At 55.7% G+C, this 21,881-nt stretch carries 19 protein-coding genes and 1 pseudogene; 11 read left to right on the plus strand and 9 right to left on the minus strand.

Annotation, left to right across the window (positions count from 1 at the left end; translation table 11 throughout):
* The first annotated feature begins 19 nt into the window (after positions 1–19).
* On the plus strand, positions 20–568 hold the full coding sequence (locus WG934_RS05815) for a DUF1990 domain-containing protein (protein ID WP_339978460.1): 549 nt from the start codon (positions 20–22) through the stop codon (positions 566–568).
* Between the two features lie 46 nt (positions 569–614).
* Here WG934_RS05815 and WG934_RS05820 read toward each other — a convergent pair whose 3' ends face one another.
* The 6 genes from WG934_RS05820 to acnA form a co-directional block, all read right to left on the minus strand.
* A complete protein-coding gene (locus WG934_RS05820; RefSeq protein ID WP_339978462.1) occupies positions 615–887 on the minus strand; it encodes a response regulator transcription factor in 273 nt (90 codons plus the stop codon).
* 192 nt (positions 888–1,079) lie between these two features.
* Positions 1,080–1,796 (minus strand): response regulator transcription factor, encoded by a 717-nt coding sequence (locus WG934_RS05825; RefSeq protein WP_339989076.1) that lies wholly within the window; start codon positions 1,794–1,796, stop codon positions 1,080–1,082.
* An 89-nt stretch (positions 1,797–1,885) separates the two neighbouring features.
* Entirely contained in the window at positions 1,886–4,117 is a 2,232-nt protein-coding gene (locus WG934_RS05830) for a sensor histidine kinase (RefSeq protein ID WP_339978466.1), read from the minus strand.
* 35 nt (positions 4,118–4,152) lie between these two features.
* On the minus strand, positions 4,153–4,890 hold the full coding sequence (locus WG934_RS05835; RefSeq protein WP_339989080.1) for a glutamine amidotransferase-related protein: 738 nt from the start codon (positions 4,888–4,890) through the stop codon (positions 4,153–4,155).
* Between the two features lie 125 nt (positions 4,891–5,015).
* Positions 5,016–5,585, minus strand: coding sequence for a TetR/AcrR family transcriptional regulator (locus WG934_RS05840; RefSeq protein ID WP_339978470.1), 570 nt, complete (start codon positions 5,583–5,585; stop codon positions 5,016–5,018).
* Between the two features lie 145 nt (positions 5,586–5,730).
* On the minus strand, positions 5,731–8,514 hold the full coding sequence (acnA, locus tag WG934_RS05845; protein ID WP_339989083.1) for an aconitate hydratase AcnA: 2,784 nt from the start codon (positions 8,512–8,514) through the stop codon (positions 5,731–5,733).
* Positions 8,515–8,863: 349 nt separating this feature from the next.
* Here acnA and WG934_RS05850 point away from each other — a divergent pair, with 349 nt between their 5' ends.
* From WG934_RS05850 to WG934_RS05875, 6 genes are all read left to right on the plus strand, one after another.
* Positions 8,864–9,370, plus strand: coding sequence for an Rv1476 family membrane protein (locus tag WG934_RS05850; RefSeq protein ID WP_339989085.1), 507 nt, complete (start codon positions 8,864–8,866; stop codon positions 9,368–9,370).
* Between the two features lie 550 nt (positions 9,371–9,920).
* Complete coding sequence (locus tag WG934_RS05855) at positions 9,921–11,696, plus strand: DIP1281 family NlpC/P60 protein (protein WP_339989087.1); 1,776 nt, start codon at positions 9,921–9,923, stop codon at positions 11,694–11,696.
* A gap of 23 nt (positions 11,697–11,719) precedes the next feature.
* The gene (locus WG934_RS05860) at positions 11,720–12,721 is read left to right on the plus strand and encodes an AAA family ATPase (RefSeq protein ID WP_445228188.1); all 1,002 of its coding nucleotides are present in this window, start codon (positions 11,720–11,722) and stop codon (positions 12,719–12,721) included.
* Positions 12,718–13,584 (plus strand): DUF58 domain-containing protein, encoded by an 867-nt coding sequence (locus WG934_RS05865; RefSeq protein WP_339989089.1) that lies wholly within the window; start codon positions 12,718–12,720, stop codon positions 13,582–13,584. Before WG934_RS05860 ends, WG934_RS05865 begins: the two co-directional genes overlap by 4 nt.
* A complete protein-coding gene (locus tag WG934_RS05870; protein ID WP_339978480.1) occupies positions 13,584–14,564 on the plus strand; it encodes a VWA domain-containing protein in 981 nt (326 codons plus the stop codon). The genes WG934_RS05865 and WG934_RS05870 overlap by 1 nt, the downstream gene beginning before the upstream one ends.
* 46 nt (positions 14,565–14,610) lie before the next feature.
* Positions 14,611–15,705 carry a ferrochelatase gene (locus WG934_RS05875; protein ID WP_339989091.1) on the plus strand — a complete coding sequence of 365 codons (1,095 nt, stop codon included), beginning with the start codon at positions 14,611–14,613 and terminating at the stop codon, positions 15,703–15,705.
* Positions 15,706–15,745: 40 nt separating this feature from the next.
* On the opposite strand, the gene WG934_RS05880 is transcribed toward WG934_RS05875, so the two are convergent.
* Entirely contained in the window at positions 15,746–16,621 is an 876-nt protein-coding gene (locus WG934_RS05880; protein ID WP_339989092.1) for a hypothetical protein, read from the minus strand.
* A gap of 100 nt (positions 16,622–16,721) precedes the next feature.
* Between WG934_RS05880 and WG934_RS05885 the strand changes: the two genes are divergently transcribed.
* From WG934_RS05885 to WG934_RS05900, 4 genes and pseudogenes are all read left to right on the plus strand, one after another.
* Complete coding sequence (locus WG934_RS05885) at positions 16,722–17,585, plus strand: DUF3097 domain-containing protein (protein WP_339989094.1); 864 nt, start codon at positions 16,722–16,724, stop codon at positions 17,583–17,585.
* Positions 17,586–17,652: 67 nt separating this feature from the next.
* A complete protein-coding gene (locus WG934_RS05890; RefSeq protein WP_339978488.1) occupies positions 17,653–18,090 on the plus strand; it encodes an NfeD family protein in 438 nt (145 codons plus the stop codon).
* A 4-nt stretch (positions 18,091–18,094) separates the two neighbouring features.
* Positions 18,095–19,462, plus strand: coding sequence for an SPFH domain-containing protein (locus WG934_RS05895; RefSeq protein WP_339989096.1), 1,368 nt, complete (start codon positions 18,095–18,097; stop codon positions 19,460–19,462).
* Positions 19,463–19,507: 45 nt separating this feature from the next.
* Positions 19,508–20,437, plus strand: a pseudogene (locus WG934_RS05900) (glutathione S-transferase family protein); the annotation flags it as partial.
* A 78-nt stretch (positions 20,438–20,515) separates the two neighbouring features.
* Here the strand turns inward: WG934_RS05900 and WG934_RS05905 are convergent.
* Both WG934_RS05905 and WG934_RS05910 read right to left on the minus strand, forming a co-directional pair.
* Positions 20,516–21,091 (minus strand): helix-turn-helix transcriptional regulator, encoded by a 576-nt coding sequence (locus WG934_RS05905; protein WP_339989098.1) that lies wholly within the window; start codon positions 21,089–21,091, stop codon positions 20,516–20,518.
* A gap of 10 nt (positions 21,092–21,101) precedes the next feature.
* Positions 21,102–21,860 carry a TVP38/TMEM64 family protein gene (locus tag WG934_RS05910; protein ID WP_339989100.1) on the minus strand — a complete coding sequence of 253 codons (759 nt, stop codon included), beginning with the start codon at positions 21,858–21,860 and terminating at the stop codon, positions 21,102–21,104.
* Positions 21,861–21,881 lie beyond the last annotated feature (21 nt).

Here is a 21,881-nt window from a genome sequence, read left to right on the forward strand (position 1 = left end):
CAAAAGGGAAGACATAGAGATGATCGAGCCGTGGCCATGCACGTATCCGCAGGAACTAGCAGGGCTGTCTATCGACCTTTCTGACAGCAGTTCTCTGCGTACAACTGCGACGCTTAGTGGTTGGCACATCGTTGACCAGCATCGGCACATCGGCCATGGCCGCGAATTTTTTGAGTCCGCAGCTCGTGGCCTGCTGACGTGGCAAGTCCACGCGCTCGCTGGCATCTCGGTGTTATCAAGCGGCAGCACGGAAGAAGCCACCGTCGGCGACGTCGTCACGCTGTCAATCGCAGGGACACAATCACCATGTTATGTCTTCGACATTAAGCGAACTGGTCGTTTGGTTCGGCTCACGTACGGAACCATGGCGGGGCATGTGGAATGTGGCGAGGAAACCTTTGAACTGCAGCTTCACGACGACGCTAGCGTCACTGGAGGTTGTCGCGCTTTCTCAAAGCATGCTTGGTGGTTGGCACGACTGGGCGCGCCGGTAGCTAGGGCAGCTCAACGCCACTTCACCAACAAATACATTGTTGGCATGAGAGAATGTGGCGGTCGCATCCTATAGCTCACAGCCGCTACCCGACAGCAAGCCGAAGCGCCACACGCTGTTTCTAGATCAATCCGTCACTAACTGCCCGACGGAAAAGCAACTGCTTCGTCGAGACGTTGTGCCCAAAATACTGGTACTTAGCACGAACACGAGAGATATGAGTGCGCACGGTATTTTCAGAAACATCGAGTGCTTCAGCTACTTCGGCCTTACTCCGCGATGTCAACCATAGGCGCAGCACCTGAGCTTCCCGCTCAGTCAGCTGAGGTACATCTACAGACGCACGACCCGCACCACCACGGATGGCAGAAGAAAGATCGATTGTTCGCGTCATTATTTAGCTCCCTATCAATGCATCAACTGAACTAGCTGAATTGTATTCACCAGCGATATTACCTCAGTATAGTATCCCGACATTTCATCGTGTATGAAAAGACACAAGTTAATGGGGCAGCACGGCAAGAAATTGTTTGGGTGGTGCCGTTTGCGCCGTTTACTCAGGTAGGAGCTCTATTTCCTTGGGCATTTACCTGCTGAGCGGATCAGTTGGACCTGGAAGGTACCCATCTTCTTGAGCTAATCGATACATTTCCGATTTGTTGGGGCTGTGCTTGGCGCGACCAGCAGCAGCATATTTTGCTCGAATTCGACCCAAATAGTCGAGAACAGTATTTGATGTCAGCCCGGTCATGGTTGCTACCCGCTTCGTCGATTCACCGGAAGCGTATAGTTCCAGGACTTCGCGCTGCCGGTCCGAAAGATCGACAGTATCGATAAGCGGATCAGAATCAACGACAGATGCCCACTCCGTTGACAAAGCACCCTTGCCCTCACACGCAAGCCGAATAGCATCCAAGATATTCTCGGGTTTCTCCGACTTTTGAACGACTCCCAGCACACCCGTTCGCAGCGCTTTACGAACGAGGTACGGGCTCTCCGCCGACGACAAAATTAGTACGTTTTCGGTTACCAGCTCCAAAGCCAAAACGTTCTGAGCCGGGTCAGAGTCATCAGCCAACCGCAAATCAAGGATGACAAGATCAAGCTGATCAGTACTGTCCGTACTCTGCAGTAGCGCTGGCACAGTCGGATACGTGCCAACTAATTCCAGGTCAGAGGCTTCCGCGATCAATGCGGACAAGCCACGCAAAGACAACTCATGATCGTCGATCGCCACGATCCGGCGCTTCGCCGCTGATGCGTCATAGAAGTAGGAACCGGTAGTGAAGTCTGAGGTGGTCATTGTTCTCGTTTTCGTTTCTGTCGGCGTACTACGGACACGCAGTCACAAAATGAAGCTTTGCGACGCGTCTGTAGATGAGATGCACCAAACTAGAGTTTTGTTCCCTCCGAGGTAAATCTTTGCACTCCATTCTCGTCAGAAATTGATGCAAAGGCCTTCCTACCGGGAGGAAGCAATCGAATGGTCACAGTCCCTGTCTCGGCAGCATCTAGTGCCATCATAAACTCTGGCATGAGCCGAGCCAGACCAGAATCGACCGCACGCCGCTGTGTCGTGGATTCCATTTGTTGGTCGATAGGGCTGTGGCTGCGATCGTCGAGAAGGGTGACGGTTACTCCACGGGAACGCGCATCCCACACGCATGCTTGCAAACTCGGCTGATTAAGTCGTGGTGAACGCAAATGATCGCGGAGTCGCAGTTCGGTCAGTCGCGCTCGCTTACGAAGTGCGGGCGTCGGCGTGTCCAGGATACGAGCTGCATCGAAAACTGGCGATACCTGGTCTTCCAACCAGCTGTAGTTCGAGCGTCGTGCATCCTCGTATGCTTCAGCGGCACTGGCATCTGCGATGGCTAGGTTGTAATGGTTGATGGCATCGGGGAGGCGACGGAGCAAGTACCGAACCGTCACGATCGATAGCACGCCAGCGGCCGTCATTACGCATCGCGTAAGCAAGGCGAAACCATTGATATCGGGATGATCCATGAGGCCTGTCAATCGTAGTAGTTCGATTGCTAACGCGGCTCCCAAAACAGCAATTACGGCCATGAAGGGGCGACCTCTCATCGCTAACAATGCGCCCAGCAGCGACACCATGCTGAAGTGCCACAGCGTCACCCATTCGGTGAGTGGTCCCAAGTCCTGATAGAGGCCAACAACAGACAGCATCATCATTCCGACGGTGATCAGCATCGACCGACGCGTTGGCAACGTATCGAAGTGCCCCTGCATCAATACACCGAGTAATACGACGCAAGTGGCGTACGTCGTAAAACCCAGAGGGGTCAACAACTGGCCAGAGGTAAGCGCTACCAGCAACAACACAACGTTGAGCGCAAGCCAGTATTGAGGGGAGAACACCATCGCCATGCCCATGAGGTCGTACATTGGCATATCGGCATTCATTTCGGCGAGTGGCTTCGTCGCTTCGACAGTCTCGCCTTCCCATTCCAACTCAACGCTGGTCCCACGACCAGGTTCGGAGCTAACGACGGCCCGGCCACCATCCAACGAGTCCATTCGCCCGACGATACTGAGCCGTACACCAGCAGAGCCTGGATTAATGTCCTCGACTTCGAAACCGACACCATCATCGCTATACGCAATTGCCAACTGACCAGGTTTGATGTTGATTGTGCACCAGCGGCGAGCCCGTTGACCAGCATGCCGGGAAGAATTACGAGCGGCTTCGGATACCGCAAGCAACATCGTGTTGGCAACGCTACCGGGAATAAGCAGAGATGCATGCGACTCCGTCGCTTGAAAACTTACTTTGCAACCAGGTGTGATTTGACCGATTCTGCGTTCCACCACAGTGACAAGACGCGACACCTCGACTCGCTCGTTGAAATTGAACACGGTAGCGATGGCTTCGTCAGACTTGAAATCGGTCTTCAATCCATTGGCGATCGCCGACAGTTCAGTCAGTACATAGTCGTGCACGTAGGCACCGAAACGTTTCAATTCTTCGGCGCGAATACGTGCGTGGACTGCATCAGCATTGGTACGACGAGTGACATCATCCGTGGCGTCGATCAGCTGTGATACTCGCCTAGCCGCACCCGCGAAAACCAAAAAAGGGAAGGAAAGAACAACGGAAAAGCCAGAATCCGCGAAGATCTCTATTGGATCCGTAACATCCATGAGCAGCGAGTTCAAGATCGCCAGTAGGCCAGGCAACACAATGAGGACAACGATGCTGGCGCGGAAGGACGATGTCAGCGAAAAGCTCACCGCAGCGATGCCCGCGAAGCTGAGGAACCACACCGCGTTGGCGGATTCGACCGACTGGTAGCCGTCGTAAAGAAAAACACCGCACGCCGCCAGCAACGTGGCAACTAGTGGCAAGCGCAATACCAGCTGCAGTAGTGCCTTGTGTCCGACAATCGCGGCGTAGACGAGTACGAAGTTGATTGAGAAAAAGAGGAGAACCGAACTGACGGGATACCAATGCTCGAAAAGTAGACCATCGGGAAAGGACTTCGTGATCGACTCAAGCTTCCACAAAGTTGCAGTGAGAGCGATGACAAGGGCACCAGCACGCAGAATCGCGACTTCCACCGAAGGAACCGGCGATGCGCTCCGAAATGGCAATTTAGTCAATTGGTTCTGCAACACCAACGCTCACGCCCGTTCGACTACGAGTTCTTCGACTTCACAAATGAACAATAGTTCATAAAACCAGTAATAACTTGACCTGCTGCGGTCAAGTCTACTGACCGGATCTCACTTTCAATAGAATCGAGCTCTGCAGGATCGAAATACCCCTTGTCCGCATAAAAGTTCATACGGCGGAGCAAACCATCGGCATTCATCTCGGGGTGGAACTGCGTCACCCAATTTCGGTAATGAATCCGGTACATCTGGTGCGGGCAGGATGGGCCGGTAGCGAGGAGAACTGCCTCATCTGGAAGCTGTACGACGCATTCTTTGTGTCCTGTCAGTGCGAAGAAGGTGTCCGGCAAGGTCGACGCGATGGGGTCGCTTGCCGCCTCCGCTGTGAGCTGAACTTCCGTCGTGCCAGCTTCCTCTGAAAACTCGCGGTTGACCTGGCCACCCATGGTAAATGCGGTATAGCTCGTGCCGTAGCAGGTCAGCAACGCTGGAACAGGAGAGTTCAAGATCTCGAACAGTAGGTCATGGGAATGCTTCTGCAGGTCGCTGTGCTCCCAGTCCGTCACGTTGAATGGGCTGCCACCAACAAACACACCGTCAAACTGGGATAAGTCGGGAAGATCGACGGTCAGCGAGGTAATGGGAAAATGCACAAGGTCGGATTCAGCCAAACCCGAGGATTCGAGAAAATCGAGATACTCTGAGCGAGCGGCTTCTTCGCCATCGCGCATAGCAACCAACAAATACCGACCATTTTCCATAACGAAAATTCTAGCCTGACCACTACCTATTCATGAAAAATACCCCTAGAAAGCTGGCCTGAACCAACTATCCGGGGGTCTTTTTGCACACGAAGCGGGTCTACCGGGCACCTATAGGTGTCGAGCTACGAGTCATGAGAACGAAGAGACGTCTCTACCAGGTCGAGAACTCTATCCATTCCCTCAACTGTGCGTCCCGACGCCAGCCTGGAGATAATGCCGTCGAGCACCAACTCGAGTAATAGCTGCAATGTTTCCGGCGGGAAATCCGACCGAAGGGAACCAGTAGCCGCAGTCTCTTGCAGTCGAAGCTGCACAGCCTCGTCAAGCTGCTCCTGATGTTCCATCCATTGCGCGCGAAACTCACTGTCAGTGCGTAGCCGACGAACAATTTCTAGTCGAGTACCGAGCCAGCCATGCTGCTCTGGATGCGTCACGATATCTCGCATCACCTCAACTAATCCAGAACTGGTAGTCACCTCCGCCATTCGAGAAGCGTCTTCTTCCGCGAGTGCAAGAAAGAGACCTTCTTTAGAACCGAAATGGTGGAAAATCGCACCACGAGACTTACCGGTGGCTTCTTCCAACCTGGCGACGGTCGCCCCGTCATAGCCGAACTCCGTAAAGCAGCGTCGTGCACCGTCGAGAATCTCCCGTCGACGTAACGCAAGGTCTTGAACACTGACCTTCGGCATGGGAACTACCTTCTATCCACTATGTAGTTGGTTGATTCCGCTGAACGCACTGTGAGACGCAACAGGGGCCGGGTCAGCTGTCGCAAAAGCAACTAACTAACTCGGCCCCTGCGTTGTCAAGCACATGAGCTTAACGACGAAGTACTTAGCCGTTAATCATGTTGCGCAGAACGTACTGCAGAATGCCACCGTGGCGGTAGTAATCAGCCTCACCCGGGGTGTCGATGCGGACTACAGCGTCGAAGTCGAAGGACTCGCCGTTTTCCTTGGTGACAGTGACCTTGACGGTCTTAGGCGTGGTGCCCTCGTTGAGCTCCTCGATACCAGCGATATCGAAGGTCTCAGTGCCGTCGATGCCCAGGGACTTCCAGGACTCGCCCTCAGGGAACTGCAGTGGAACGACGCCCATGCCGATCAGGTTCGAACGGTGAATACGCTCGAAGGACTCAGCAATGACAGCCTTGACGCCGAGCAGCAGGGTACCCTTTGCAGCCCAGTCACGGGACGAACCGGTGCCGTACTCCTTACCACCGATAACAACCAGTGGGGTGCCTGCAGCCTTGTAGTTCTGAGCGGCATCGTAGATGAATGCCTGTGGGCCACCCTCCTGGGTGAAGTCACGGGTGTAGCCACCGGTAACGCCGTCGAGAAGCTGGTTCTGCAGACGGATGTTAGCGAAGGTACCGCGAACCATGACCTCGTGGTTACCACGACGGGCGCCCAGCGAGTTGTAGTCGTGGCGAGCAACGCCCATGGAATCCAGGTACTGAGCAGCTGGAGTGCCTGGCTTAATAGAAGATGCAGGGGAGATGTGGTCGGTGGTGACCGAGTCGCCCAGTGCAGCCAAAACGCGAGCACCCTGGATGTCAGAAACTGGAGTTGGCTCCATGTCCATGTCATCGAAGTAAGGAGCCTTACGGATGTAGGACGAGGAGTCCTCCCATGCGTAGGTCTTGCCTTCTGGGGTTGGCAGGTTCTGCCAGCGCTCGTCACCAGCGAAGACGTCCTTGTAGTCCTCGTCGTACAGCTCGGAGGAAATGGAAGCCTGGATGGTGGATTCGATTTCCTCGGTGGATGGCCAGATGTCCTTCAGGAAGACGTCGTTGCCATCTGCGTCCTGACCAAGTGCGTCAGTTTCGAAGTCGAAGTCCATGGTGCCGGCAATTGCGTAGGCGATGACCAGGATTGGCGAAGCCAAGTAGTTCATCTTCACATCTGGGGAGATGCGACCTTCGAAGTTACGGTTACCGGACAGAACTGCGGTTGCAGCCAGGTCAGCCTCGTTGATAGCAGAGGAAACTTCTGCTGGCAGTGGGCCGGAGTTACCAATACAGGTAGCACAGCCGAAGCCTGCGAGGTAGAAGCCCAGACCCTCGAAGTCCTTCCACAGGTCAGCGCGGTCGTAGTAGCCGTTAACGACCTGCGAACCTGGAGCCATAATGGTCTTGACCCATGGCTTAGCCTTCAGGCCCTTCTCCAGTGCCTTGCGAGCCAGCAGACCTGCACCCACCATTACGGATGGGTTAGAGGTATTGGTGCAAGAAGTGATGGAAGCGATTGCAACCATGCCGTGGTCGAGCGTGTACTCGCCGCCCTTTGGAGACTGAACGGTGATTGGGGACGATGGGCGACCCTCAGCGGATGAAGCTGCGGACTCGCCGTTACCCTCGCGGGACTCGTTGTAGTCATTTACTTCGATGCCTTCTGGAGCGGAAGCCTTGACGACGTCCTTAACCTGGCCATCGGAGTAGTTGTGCAGATCCTTGCGGAACTGCTCCTTGGAGGAAGTCAGCTCGATGCGGTCCTGTGGACGCTTCGGGCCAGCAATGGAAGGTACAACGGTGGACAGATCCAGCTCGAGGTACTCAGAGTACTCAGCGTCTGGGGTGTTCTCGTCCAACCACATGCCCTGAGCCTTGGCGTAAGCCTCGACGCGAGCAAGGGTTTCTTCATCGCGACCGGTCAGTGCCAGGTACTTGATGGTTTCATCGTCGATCGGGAACATTGCGGCCGTCGAGCCGAACTCTGGCGACATGTTGCCGATGGTTGCACGGTTTGCCAGTGGCAGCTTGGAGACGCCCTGGCCGTAGAACTCAACGAACTTACCGACGACACCATGCTGGCGCAGCATGTCGGTGATGGTGAGAACAACGTCGGTAGCGGTAACACCTGGGTTGATGTCGCCGGTCAGCTTGAAGCCGACAACGCGAGGAATGAGCATGGAGATTGGCTGGCCGAGCATCGCTGCCTCAGCCTCAATGCCACCAACGCCCCAGCCCAGAACGCCCAGGCCGTTTTCCATGGTGGTGTGGGAGTCGGTACCAACACAGGTGTCTGGGTAAGCCAGGCCGTCGTTGTCGAAGACAACGCGAGCCAGGTACTCAATGTTGACCTGGTGGACAATACCGGTTCCTGGAGGAACAACGCGGAAGTTAGAGAATGCGCCAGTGCCCCAACGGAGCAGCTTGTAACGCTCTTCGTTGCGCTGGTACTCGATCTCAACGTTCTTCTCCAAAGCATCAGCAGAACCGAATGCTTCGATGATGACGGAGTGGTCAATGACCATCTCAGCTGGGTTGAGAGGGTTGACCTTGTCTGGGTCGCCGCCCAGGGTCTTCACTGCTTCGCGCATGGTAGCGAGGTCAACGACACATGCAACACCGGTGAAGTCCTGCATGATGACGCGAGCTGGCGTGAACTGGATCTCGATGGACGGCTCAGCCGAAGCATCCCAGTTAGCAATAGCCTTGATGTGCTCTTCGGTAATGTTTGCGCCGTCTTCGTTGCGCAAGAGGTTCTCTCCAAGAACCTTCAGTGAGTATGGAAGCTTCTCCATGCCTTCAACTGCATCGAGAGCGAAGTAGTCATAAGACTTTCCGCCAACCTCGAGAGTCTTCTTGGCATTGAAGGAGTTCTTGCTATCAGTCACAGGATGCTCCAATTCTTTGCTCGGGTGAGTTGTGTACCGGCCAAAGGCCAAATGCACTCGAAAAACCTAAGGCCCCGCGTGCCAGCACATGGCGCGAAAGAGATCAGACAGTAATGCCCGGCTACTCTCAATCGTCCTATCCAACAGGATAACAGTACGAGCGTTATGTTGCATTTACCTTCTGGTGGCGCGCCGCATTAGGGGTACACCCGCAGATCACTAATCGGACACCGAGATGCCACGTTACGTTTGTTTTCCCGTGATCCCATACAGTCCGGCCACGCTTCCATCAATTTCCGTGGATCTTATGTAAACCTATGGAAATCAAGAGATATGCGAGGAGCGCACCATGCCAACCACTGCAGCACAGCAGTCGAATACTGAGGTATCCGTCTCGGACCTCAACTTCGACTCGGTGATGAGCGAACTCCACAAGGATCAGATATTCACTAGTAACCCACAACTGGAAGCAAGCCTGCGCGGACTTGTCGACGATGCCAGTGGCCGAGGTATCGACAACCTCAAAATTGTAGCGGTCGACATAGACCCCCAAGTTGACGCACAACTCATGAACTTAGCCCGCCAGATCGTCGAGGCTGATGGCGGTACTGCGGTAGTGCGGTCTCCATCACTCGCCGCAGCGGCATCAGATGAATTTCCGCGCGCCGCGCTAGATCGGGCCCAGTACGCGATGGTCTCAACCGGATCGGAATACCCGGACGGACTTAACAAGTTTCTCACCGAGCTGACTGACTGGGTGATCCCATGGACTATCTACAGTCTGATCGTCGGCATTGCCATCGTGGCCATTTTCTCGACCCTCATTGTCCAGTGGTGGAAGCGTTCCCACGCCTAGTTCCAACTGAAACTCTGGATAACTCGCTCTTCTTTGGTAACAACTCCACCTCTAGTCAAGCGACATTCCTTGACGGGCGACAGTCTCGACTACCTGTTATCACGATCCCGTCACGATGACACGCGGACTCTCACCCTAAATGTGACACATCTCACACTATTTCTATGCCCTAGCAAAAGTGCAGGCCACGATAGATAACGAAATCGTCACAGCCAATGCATTGCATGAGAATTCTGTGACAACTGTTCTTTTAGTTGCATCTGTGCCGTAGCGTTTCCCATGATGCTTAGTGAGGAAGAAGCCTATTCGGCTGAATCCTTTCTAGTCATGATGCTTGACTCCTGTCACTCGCGTCGCAGACATGCACATCCAGGCAATGGGGAAGTTGCCTTCTCGGACAAAATGCATGTCGTTACGCAGGCATGGGTGCGTGACTGCGCTTTACGCTGTCGCCAACGAGGCGATCGTCGCAAGGCTCGGTTTCGTACGCATGTCATCGAAGGTCAAGTGTCACCCCTTTACGATTTGCTGATTTAACCGAGGAGACCAGGTGGCACTGAGCCGGAATTCTTATGCGAAAGGCTGGACACGGCCTGTAGCAGGTGTCGTTGTCGCTGCATTCATCGCGACGAACGCACAGACCGCGTCTGCAACTCCGCAGCGTGTATCTGACGACACCATTGCACAGGCAGAAGGTGCCGCACGCGATGCCAACAATGTCTTGCAGACCCTGGTGTCCGACGTCTCGACACGAGAGCGCGCCGTAGCGGAGCTTGAGCTTCGCATGGGAACGCTTCGTGAGGACGTCAACAAGTCGATGGTCGACCTGGACCGTGCACGCAGCGATGCAGACAAGGCACGTAGCGCAGTTGACGATGCCCGCGCGGTTTTCAACTCGACGCGTAAGCAGCTTCGAGAAGCACAGCAAGAATTCGACAAGATAGCTCGGTCTGTCATGCGACAGGGCAATAACGGCAGCCCATCGCTGAATGGCGCTGAGGGTGTATCGGACGCTTTGAACCGTGCGGCTGCGCTTCGTCGTGAAGCTGATAAGCAGCGCGCGCTCGTCGAACGCCTCGACCGTGCCCGCTCCAAGGATGCAAACGCTGAATCGGATCTTCGTGCGAAGAAGAATCGAGCCGAGCAGGCCGAGGACGTCGCAGCGAAGCATCAGACGGATGCTCAGACTGCTCTTGATGAGGCGGCTGCTGCGTTGCAGACCGAACAGGCGGCGTACGACAAGGCTGTCTTTGACCGTGATTCTGCACAGGCAGCCCTGGATGCAGCTCGTAAGGCAGTTGAGGCACTAAATGCCGACAGCCCTGGTTGGAGTAATGACGCTGAACGTCGTAAGGCAGAGAACGAAGCAGCTCAGAAGGCAGCGGACTCCGCTGTTGAACAGGCCGAGCAAGATGGTACCGTGGGTTCCGGATCTACCTCTACTGATTCTGAATCTGCACACGAGTCGACCGGGTCGAACGGATCGAATGGTTCCACCAGCACTACTCAGGACGAGTCTGCTGAAGAGTCCGAAGAGTCGACATCTACGACCACAACGACTCCATCGACGACTACGCCGAAGTCTTCCGAGTCCGCACAGTCGACCGAGGAAGTAGAAACGTCTGATTCCACTGGTTCCACTGATTCCTCCGACTCCACGGAGTCCACGGACAATGCTGAGCCAACCGATACGACGGAATCCACGGACGATACCGATTCCAGCTCTACCGAGTCCGACTCGACCGATTCTGAGTCAACGGATTCTGACTCGTCTGACTCCACGACGGATAACGCTGAGTCTTCTTCGGAAAGCACCGAATCGACGGCCGGTACCACCACAGGCACGACCGTTCAGACCTCGACCCCAAGCAACCCAGAAGAGGGTTCCACCAGCTCCGGCTCTCGCGACCAGCAGATTGAACTGGTCATCTCTCGGGCCATGGCTCAGCTTGGTCAGCCATACGCCTGGGGTGGCGGTGACGCTAACGGCCCTACCAAGGGTATCCGCGATGGTGGCGTTGCAGACTCTCACGGTGACTACAACAAGATTGGCTTCGACTGCTCTGGCCTGACCCTGTACGCATATGCGGCAGTTGGTATTACGCTTCCGCACTACACGGGTTACCAGTACCAGAAGGGCACCCACTACCCAGTGTCACAGATGCAGCGTGGTGACCTGCTGTTCTGGGGACCGAACGGACACGGACATGTCGCCATCTACCTCGGTGATGGCACAATGATCGAAGCACCGCAGTCTGGTGATGTCGTGAAGATTTCTCCAGTCCGCTATAACGGAATGACACCAAACGTCGTTCGTTTGCTCTAATCACCGCCTAAAGGAGTTCTTCTGTGACCGTCAACGTCAATACCAACGCAACGGTTCCAGAATCTGCTCCAGATTTGCAGCGAGTACTGGCCGAAATGAGCCAGGTGGTCGTTGGACAAGAGCATCTCTGCCGCCAGTTGGTGGTTGCGATGCTGTCCGGCGGCCACGTTTTGCTTGAGGGCGTTCCGGGCGTTGCAAAGACGCTGGCAGTCTCAACATTTGCCACCGTTATCGGCGGTTCGTTCTCGCGAATCCAGTTCACTCCGGACTTAGTGCCGTCTGACATCGTCGGCACGCGTATTTTTCGGCAGGACACTGGCGAGTTCATCACTGAACCTGGTCCGGTGATGGCAAACGTTGTGCTTGCCGACGAAATCAACCGAGCACCAGCGAAAGTTCAATCTGCACTTCTCGAAGTCATGGCGGAGCACCAGGTGTCCATCGCCGGTGTAACCCGTAGTGTCCCAGAGCCATTCCTGGTGTTGGCAACGCAGAATCCGATTGAGAACCAAGGCGTGTATCCATTGCCGGAGGCACAGCGCGACCGTTTTCTCTTCAAAGTTCAGGTCGGTTATCCAACACCTGCGGAGGAACGCGAAATTGTCTATCGGATGGGGTCAACACCTCCGACTGCGCGACAGATTTTGACACCTGTTGTGGTTCGTGAGCTGCAGAAGAAGACTCGGGAAGTCTTTGTGCATCATTCTCTGATCGACTACGTTGTGGCGGTTGTCGAACTCACGCGTAATCCTTCGCGCGCAGAACTGACCGATGTTGGGCGTTGGCTCAGTTACGGTGCGTCGCCACGTGCGACACTCGGCACTATTGCTGCGGCTCGAGCCAATGCCGTGTTGAAGGGACGCGACTACGTAATCCCAGAGGACATCACCGAGGTGATTCCTGATGTCCTGCGCCACCGACTAGTTCTTTCTTACGAAGGCCTCGCCGATGGCATTACCCCTGAATACATTATTGATCAGGTGCTGTCTCGAGTTCGTTTGCCACAGGTATCCGGCCAGGCATGAGTGAGCAGCCAGCGCAGCAACCAGTTACCGAGGACCTGAGTAGGGTTCTCCGGTTTCTGGAGCTCACGGTCACTCGTCGCCTCGATGGTCTTCTGCGTGGTTCCTTTCCGTCTGCAGATCCAGGCCCTGGTACCGATCCTGATTCCGCCCGCGAGTACGTCGTTGGCGATGATGTCCGGCGAATGGATTGGGCGGTCACTGCACGAACGGGCATTGCGCATGTTCGTGATCCGGAGGCGGAGCGGGAACTCGAATGCTGGGTGATCGCTGACTGCGCAGCGAGGCTGTCGACGGGTTCGGGTCCAACATCGAAGCGTCATCTCCTTACCGCCGCCACTGCGGCCGTTGCTTTGCTCAACGACGGGCCAGGCGACCGAACCGGGTTGATCGCTGATTCCACAGTCATACCGCCATCGGCCGGTCGAGCTCACTCCATGCGACTCGTGCAGGCTGTCGCCGTACATGAAGGTGGTGGAACGCTCGACTCGGATATCGCATCTATCGCCAACCGGGCCCCACGCGCAGGCCTCATCGTTGTCATTTCCGATTTCTTGGGCCCTATAAATTGGGCACAGGCCCTTCGCGTTGCAGGTGCACGTACCGAAGTGCTAGCTATCCGACTGGTTGACCCTGCGGATGAGGCATTGCCTGGGCATGGTCCCGTCGTCATGGCGGATGCAGAGACGGGTGAAGTTCTCGAAGTCACCATTGATGACAAGACCCGCACCCGGTATGAACAGGCTGCAACCGAACATAAGATTGACGTGCTTGCTGCGTTACGACGAGCACGTGCCCGAGTAATCACGCTGCGCACAGATAATGACTGGGTCGCTGACTTTGCCCGACAGATGGGAGAGCGCTGATGACTGCGTGGTTTGCGCATCCGTGGTGGTTGCTCGCGCTGGTAGTACCCGTGGTTTTCGGCGTTGGCTATGCGTGGGTGGTTCGCAAACGGAAGGAACGAGCGATTGCTTTCGGCAATTTCACCATCGTTGCGTCCGTCAGCGGTAGAGGTAATCCGTGGTTGAAGCACCTCGGGCCAGTGTCAGCGCTCATAGCTTTGACACTGTTGGTGATTGCTATTGCGGGGCCCATTTCAGAGACGAAAGTGGCTCGTAATCGCGCTACAGTCATGCTAGTAGTGGATGTTTCATATTCAATGTCAGCCACAGATGTCAAGCCGGATAGATTGACCGCAGCGAAGGAAGCAGGTCGGGAGTTTATCGATTCACTGCCGGATGATCTGAACGTTGGACTCGTGACATTTTCAGGTCGAACGCAGACTCCTGTCACCCCGACAACTGATCATGAGACGGTGTCACGAGCGTTAGAAGGTGCCACCCTAGACTCAGCCACAGCAACCGGCGACGCTATCGCCGCGGCAACGAACGCGATTACTCAGTTTGGCGAGTCAATCAAAGGTACCGAAGGCGCACCACCTGCGACCGTCGTCATGCTGAGCGATGGAAAGCAGACAATTCCTACTGAACTCGACGACCCTCGTGGCGCGTACACCGCGGCAGACGAAGCTGCGAAGGCGGGCATTCCCGTCAATACGATTTCCTTTGGAACGCGGGAAGGTGAAATCACGGTCGACGGCGAAACGATCCCTGTCCCGAATGATGATGACTCGCTGATGGAGATTGCACGTCGTACTGAAGGGGAGTTCTACGCTGCATCGTCGTTGGAACAGCTCCGCGATGTCTATAGTGAACTCACAGCTGACATCGGCTATGAACTCCGTCGCGCTGAGAACCCTCGGCCATGGCTGATCGCAGCGTTTGCTGTGCTTGCGTTATCAGCTGCGGGTTCGCTGTGGTCGGCTCGACGCGTTCCGGAGTAGGCACTCGTTTTCATTTCTCTTTCGTCTAACGGATATGCTCAACACCATGAATTCATCGGGTCATTGCGATTCACATGCAGATGCTGAGCACGTGCCATACGACGCATTATTGCTCCTGTCTTTCGGTGGTCCTGAGCAGGTCGAAGATGTTCGTCCGTTCCTCGAGAACGTGACCCGCGGTCGTGGTATTCCGCCAGAGCGTCTCGACGAAGTAGGCGAGCACTACTTCCATTTCGGTGGCAAATCCCCACTTAATGATTTGAACCGCGAGATCATTGCCAACGTCGAAGCAGAGTTGACCCGTCAGGGCATATCGATGCCTGTGTACTTCGGTAACCGCAACTGGCATCCGATGGTGAACGACACTGTTCGTGAAATGGCAGACGCTGGGGTACAGAACGCACTTGTTTTTGCAACGAGCGCATGGGCTGGCTACTCAGGGTGTCGCCAGTATCTGGAAGATATCGACGCTGCACGGGAAAGTCTCGGTGACGCAGCATTCCATATGGAAAAGCTCCGTGGTTTTCACGACCACCCATTGTTTATCGGAGAGTACGCGGCTGCAGTAGAGGCTGCATACGCAAAGTTGCCAGATGATCGTCGCAACCGAGCTCGCCTCGTCTTCACTGCTCATTCCATTCCTGTTTCTGCAGATAAGGCATCGGGTCCTGTAGCTGACGGCGGTTTCTTGTACTCGCGTCAGGTGAGGGAAGCGGCGGGGCTCGTCGCAAAGCAGGTTGGCGTGTCTGACTTCGATGTGGTCTGGCAATCCCGCTCCGGTCCGGCGCATGTGCCGTGGTTGGAACCGGACATCGTCGATCATGTTGAGGCATTGGTCGCGGACGGTTGCGATGCCGCGGTTGTGTGTCCGATTGGTTTTATCTCGGATCACATCGAAGTGGTGTGGGATCTCGATTCTGAATTGCAGGATGAGATGGCTCATCATGACATCGCGATCGAACGCGTAGCAACGCCAGGGCCGTCAAGGTCTTTTGCTGAAATGGTTGTGGAACTGATCAAGGAACGAACCGAAGGGGTTCCTGCCCGTAGATTGGGCACCGAGCCATTGCTCGGTGCCCAGTGCAACGGCACTTCGTGTGCAGCGAATTGCTGCACGCCCACGCGCCGGCCACAGCGCTAGTAACCCGCTCAGCGGTGGCTAGTGGTCAGCGAAACGCCAGCTAGAAGTCAGCCGTCCATTCTCGCACGGCGTAATCAACGGCTGCGATTCTGGCCATGCGAATGTTGCACCACAACGGAATGAGCTGCGGATCGAACGTTGCCGAACCGACGCCTGATTCCGCGCCTTGGGCAACGGTCACAATGGAGGCCACTTTGTCTGCCCGAGCAATGAGCGATGCTGCCCGCCGTGGCACCGCATCAGGAATGTGGGCAAGGTCAAAGTGATCATCCAGCATGCCAACCATGAGCTGGGGATCGGGGGTCGACGAACCACGAATCCCCCGTGCAGAAACTGCTGAAGCACCTGGATTCATCGCTGCAATCGTGGCTGCGGTCTGGCGGGTCGCTTCCGCCAGCATGTAGTCAGCCTCACCAATTCCCAGGTGATGTGGCTGCGGCAGCAATTCATCCGTAGAAAACCACTGCCACGGTTTCCCCCCATGAGCTGGAACAATGATGTGTGACCACTCTGGCTCGGCATCCTTGACGACGATCGCGGCTCCCGCAGCAGCCGCCTCGCGTGCCACCTCCAAGCCGGCAGGCAACAATGGGGGATCTCCCGCACCGGACAAGATGAGGCGTACCGGTGGCTCAGTTTCGCGCGACCATTCCGAGCCATCTGTGACCGCACGAATCAACCGCAGGAAGTCTGCACGGCCAAGGCCTGAATCCGCATCGAGAACATCGGGGATTGTCGCATCCGTGAGCTCGAAGCCGACGCTGGGACCGTCGTCAAGCAAAGCGCCTGGTCCGCCGAGGCGTCCGAGGGCATCGTAAACGAAGTCATATCCCTCGTGACCAGTAACCCAGGCACCAAGCCATAGCGCGAGGTGCTGAGTTGGAGTCCAAACTTCGTGGATGACTGTACGTTTCATAACGCTCACACTGTAGCCGATGGGTGCGCGGGATTTGATAAGTGTGCAGGGCAAAGGGCGACATCGAGTGACGCCTTGTTGCTGCTAATCTAGTGCCACCATGAGCTACCGACATTCTTCTCGCGATCCATATGCAGGACAAGACATTTTCGCAGGTGCGAAGGGGCATCAGCGCCGCCAACGGCCGGTAGTGCCAGAAGTGCCTGCGGACAATGGGTTGGTCGTTGAAGAAATCCTCGATGGTTATGTCGGTGCCATTATTGGTTGCGAGCGCACGCCGGACGGAGAGTTTGTGCGCCTCGAAGATCGCCACGGCAAGAACAAATTGTTCAAAATGCGCCCCGGCGGTTTTCTTATCGACGGGTCCCCAGTTACGCTCACCCGCCCGGCACCCAAGAAGGTCGATCCGCGGACGGTGCGATCGGCTTCTGGTTCCCGCAAGGTGGAGAACGTGCAGGCACGAGTTGCGCTGCCAAGCCGAATCTGGGTGGAGGGCATCCATGACGCAGCCATTGTCGAGCGAGTTTGGGGGCACGACCTGCGGGTAGAAGGCGTCGTCGTCGAACACTTGGAAGGACTGGACAACTTGGGAGATAAGCTCGCAGAGTTCCAGCCTGGGCCTAAGCGTCGGGTTGGTGTGCTGGCCGACCACCTCGTCGATGGTTCCAAGGAGACGAAGATGACCCAACGAGTAGGAGAGCACGTGATGGTAACTGGGCATCCCTACATCGATATTTGGCAAGCCGTGAAGCCAGCTTCGGTGGGGATAAGGGAGTGGCCGAGTGTTCCCTATGGGGAAGATTGGAAAACTGGGGTGTGCCAGAGGCTTGGTTGGGGAGATCCGACCGACGGATGGCGTCGCGTGTACTCGTCGGTGAATAGTTTCCGTGATTTAGAGCCATCGCTTATCGGGGCAGTTGAGCGTCTCGTCGACTTTGTTACAGAACCTCACCTGGACTTCTAGTTATCGCAAATAGTTAATACGGATTACTCTTCATTCGGAAATCCGTGAATGAATGTAGCCTGAGGGCGTGGCTTCATTAATTTGGTTCGGACTGAGTTTGCTGTTTGTATTCGCTGAACTTCTTGTCGGCGATTTGTCCATGCTCATGTTGGGCGGTGGTGCGCTAGCAGCTGCTGGCGTTTCCCTAGCCGATACTCCGGTATGGGTTGACATCATCGTGTTCGTTGTCAGCACTGCAGGTCTGATGGGCGCGGTTCGCCCGGTCTTGCGTCGCAAGATGACAGCAAACGACCATTCGCATGAGGTCGAGTCTTCGCCAAAGTCACTTCCAGGAAAATCGGCGATGGTCGTCGAAAAGATCACAGCCGACTCCGGATTGATCCGGCTGTCGGGCGATTTGTGGACTGCCCGCCCCATTGACCCGGGCATCACTATCGATCCTGGTACGCGTGTCACGGTCATCAATATCGACGGCAATACCGCCGTCGTAGATAAGGAGGTGTGAACCAGTGGGTCCTACCATAGTTATCATCGCGTTTCTGGTTCTCTTCATTGTTCTCGTAGCCAAGACAATTGTTCTGATTCCACAGGGTGAAGCTGCAGTTATCGAACGACTCGGACGCTACACCCGCACAGTGTCCGGTGGCATTAGCTTCGTCATCCCCATCATCGACAGGGTTCGTGAAAAGGTAGATACGCGTGAACGCATGGTTACGTTCCCTCCACAGGCTGTGATCACGGAGGACAACCTGACGGTCGCAATCGACACGGTGGTGACATTCCAGGTCAACGATCCAGCGCGCGCCATTTACGGTATTGCCGACTACATTTTTGGTATTGAGCAGATTACAACGGCCACACTTCGCGACGTCGTCGGTGGTCTTACTCTTGAAGAGACGCTGACGTCGCGTGACTACATCAACCGCCGTCTTCGTGGTGAGTTGGACGAGGCAACTGCGAAGTGGGGTCTGCGCATTGCCCGCGTCGAGCTGAAGGCAATTGAACCACCTCCATCTATTCAGCAGTCGATGGAAAAGCAGATGAAGGCTGACCGCGAAAAGCGCGCCATGATTCTGACGGCAGAGGGTACTCGCGAGGCAGATATTAAGACCGCTGAGGGTCGCAAGCAGGCTCAGATTCTCGCCGCCGAAGGTAACAAGCACGCTGCTATTTTGGCTGCTGAAGCTGAGCGCCAGGCGACGATGTTGCGCGCCGAAGGTGAGCGAGCTGCTAAGTACTTGCAGGCGCAGGGCGAAGCGCGTGCAATTCAGAAGGTCAATGCTGCAGTCAAGGCTTCCCAGCTGACTCCAGAGTTGCTTGCCTGGCAGTACTTGGAGAAGCTTCCAGAGCTTGCCAACAAGGACGGAAATACTGTCTGGATGGTGCCAGCGCAGTTCGGCGATTCCCTCGAGGCGTTTGCCCGCGCATTCGGCAAGATGGATGCCGATGGCGTTTTCCGTTACGAGCCACCGGCTGTGTCCGAGTCTGATCGCCGTGAAGTTGCGGAAGGCAAGGATGACGATTGGTTTGATATGTCGACCAACCCTGAGATTGCAAAGGCCGTGGCGGCGGCAAACGAGGTCGCTAATCGCCCAGTAGCTGACCCGATGGCTGAAGCCCAGTCGAAGCGGAAGTCCGTAAAGGACAAGGAATCACTGGAGGATATGCCAGAACTACCAGCTCAGGCGCCATTCCAGCCACCTGCAGCACCTCAGGCCGGGGCACACGCAGCAGGAGCTCAAACGGCACCATCTGCACCATCTGCACCATCTGCACAGCCAGTGGAGTCGCAGCCAGTTCAGCCGCGTCACGCGCAGCAAGCGCCAGCCGAGCAATCTAAGCCTTTCCAACCCCCTCAGGATGAGAATCGCTGGTAGTAGCAACCCTTGCCCGTTGTGGACATGTCAACTATCATTGTTGGCATGGACACAACTTCTAAAGCACACACCACGCCAGGCACGTACGTCGAGAAGGATCGCGAGTTCACTCGCGATATGCGGTACATAACCGATAGCATCCCTGTTGTTCCGGGACACTATCGGCTTATTGCTGCCAAGGCCTGCCCGTGGGCTCACCGTTCAATCATTATTCGACAACTACTGGGTCTTGATTCCGTGATTTCCTTGGGTCTTGCTGGCCCTATCCATGATCCTCGGTCGTGGACTTTCGACTTGGATCCCGGCGGCAAGGATCCAGTACTCGGCATTGAGCGATTGCAAGAGGCTTACTTCAAACGATTCCCGTCCTACGAGCGCGGGATTACAGTACCTGCGATCGTCGATACGCAGACCGGGGAAGTAGTCACCAATGATTTCGACTACATCACCCGTGCGTTCTCGTTTGAATGGGCTGAACACCACAAAGAGGGTGCGCCAAACTTGTGGCCAGAAGAGACGCGCGATGAGATGGAATCGGTCATGCAGCGCATCTTTACCGAGGTCAACAATGGGGTGTACCGCTGTGGATTCGCGGGTAGTCAGGATGCGTACAACTCCGCATACGACCGACTCTTTACCGCATTGGATTGGCTCGAAGAACGCTTGGCTTCACGACGCTACCTGATGGGCAACTCCATCACCGAGGCAGATATTCGACTGTTCACCACTCTAGTGCGCTTCGACGCTGTCTATCACGGCCACTTCAAGTGCAATCGAAACAAGCTCTCAGAGATGGAGCACCTGGGCGCGTATGCCCGCGACCTGTACCAAACGCCTGGCTTCGGAGAGACAGTCGACTTCGACCAGATCAAGGCGCACTATTACGTCGTGCACGCCGACATCAATCCGACGCAGATTATTCCAGCAGGACCAGACAATTCCTGGTGGCTGTCGGAGCATGGACGAGAAAAACTATCGTCCTAGTCGCTACAGCACAAAAGTGGCGCCGAGGTGACGAAACCCGGTGCAGGACGGCCAACTGATGCCGCGTTCCTATAGTTCGTTTGCGCGTTCCAGCAGGTGTACGGCCAAAGACCAACCAGCTTCCTCCGCATGCCAACCAGCAGCTTGCAGACGCTGGTTGATAGCCTGCTTCGAGACACCGAGCTCTTCCGCAACTTCGACCTGCGTCCAGCCCGCGCGAACGAGGCTGGTTGCTTCACGACCTTCGGGGGATCGTCGCGAAATAACGTGGTGCAGCAGAGTGAATGCCGCTGAGATGTCATCACCGAATGGCTTGCCTGCAGGGTCATTAGTACGCACTCGGACCTTGACAGTTCCAGCGCGTCCGCCTTTACCTAGCACACTTTGTGCTGCTGAAGTCGCACTGTCTGCCGTCTTTGCACGGGGACAGACTCCAATGCCCATTGCCCAGTCACCTGCAGCCAATAGTGCGAGAACCAACGTTGTCGTTGCTACTGCGGTTTCAGGCATTGCCTGCAGTTCCTCAACACCAACAACAGAAACATCGCCGACGTTCTCCAGCGATGACAAGGCTTCTGCAGAAGCGCGCACATGATCTGCACGACGACGCGAACGTCCACGGTACCGAGCAAACACTGCATACATACTCGACAGTCTAGTTGTTAGCCTTGACGCGTTCGACCACTGGCATGCGCGAGTCGACAATTAATCCGGCAATTCCCACGAGAACAAAGAACACCGTCACTACCACTAGCCATGGGTTCATGCCTTCGGTGAGGGCGTCGCCAAGCAAAACCACCGCGATGGTGCCGGGCGCAGAGCCAACGACCGTCGCCAGGGCGAACGGCCAGAATCTGATCGATGATAAGGCGCAAGCATAGTTAAGCACTGAAAATGGGACGCCCGCGATCATCCGCAGCGATAGCACAGCTAGCCATCCGCGCTGTTCAAGGTGGTAATCAAGTTCTAAGAGGCGTCGGTGCCGGATATGCTCGCGAATCCAATCGCGCCCCAACCACCGAACGACACTAAGCGAAAGGGCAGCCGATACACCCGTTGCGACGATTGCAATGAGTATTCCCAAGGCCGGACCGAAAAGAAGCCCAGCCGCCAAGGTGAAGACAGTACGGGGAATAGGAAACTGAGTGAGGCCGATGTAGGCAGCAAAAAAGACGATGGGGAACCAGTTACCCGTTTCATCTGACCAGCGCCGAATATCCGAGACGGCTGGCACATCAATGAAGATGACAACAGCTACTGCAGCACACGCCAAGATGACGAGCATCACACGCCGAAAAATCGCATGTGGGCGACTCTTCTCCTGACCTACTGGAGCGGTTTTCTGCTGCCTCACAGAACCCTGTAAATCGTGTCCGGCGACACGATCCGGCGACCACTGTTCGCTGTCTTTCACCCGTTTGAGGTTACTTGCGGA

The sequence above is a fragment of the Corynebacterium sp. H78 genome (assembly GCF_037572275.1).
GTDB lineage: Bacteria > Actinomycetota > Actinomycetes > Mycobacteriales > Mycobacteriaceae > Corynebacterium.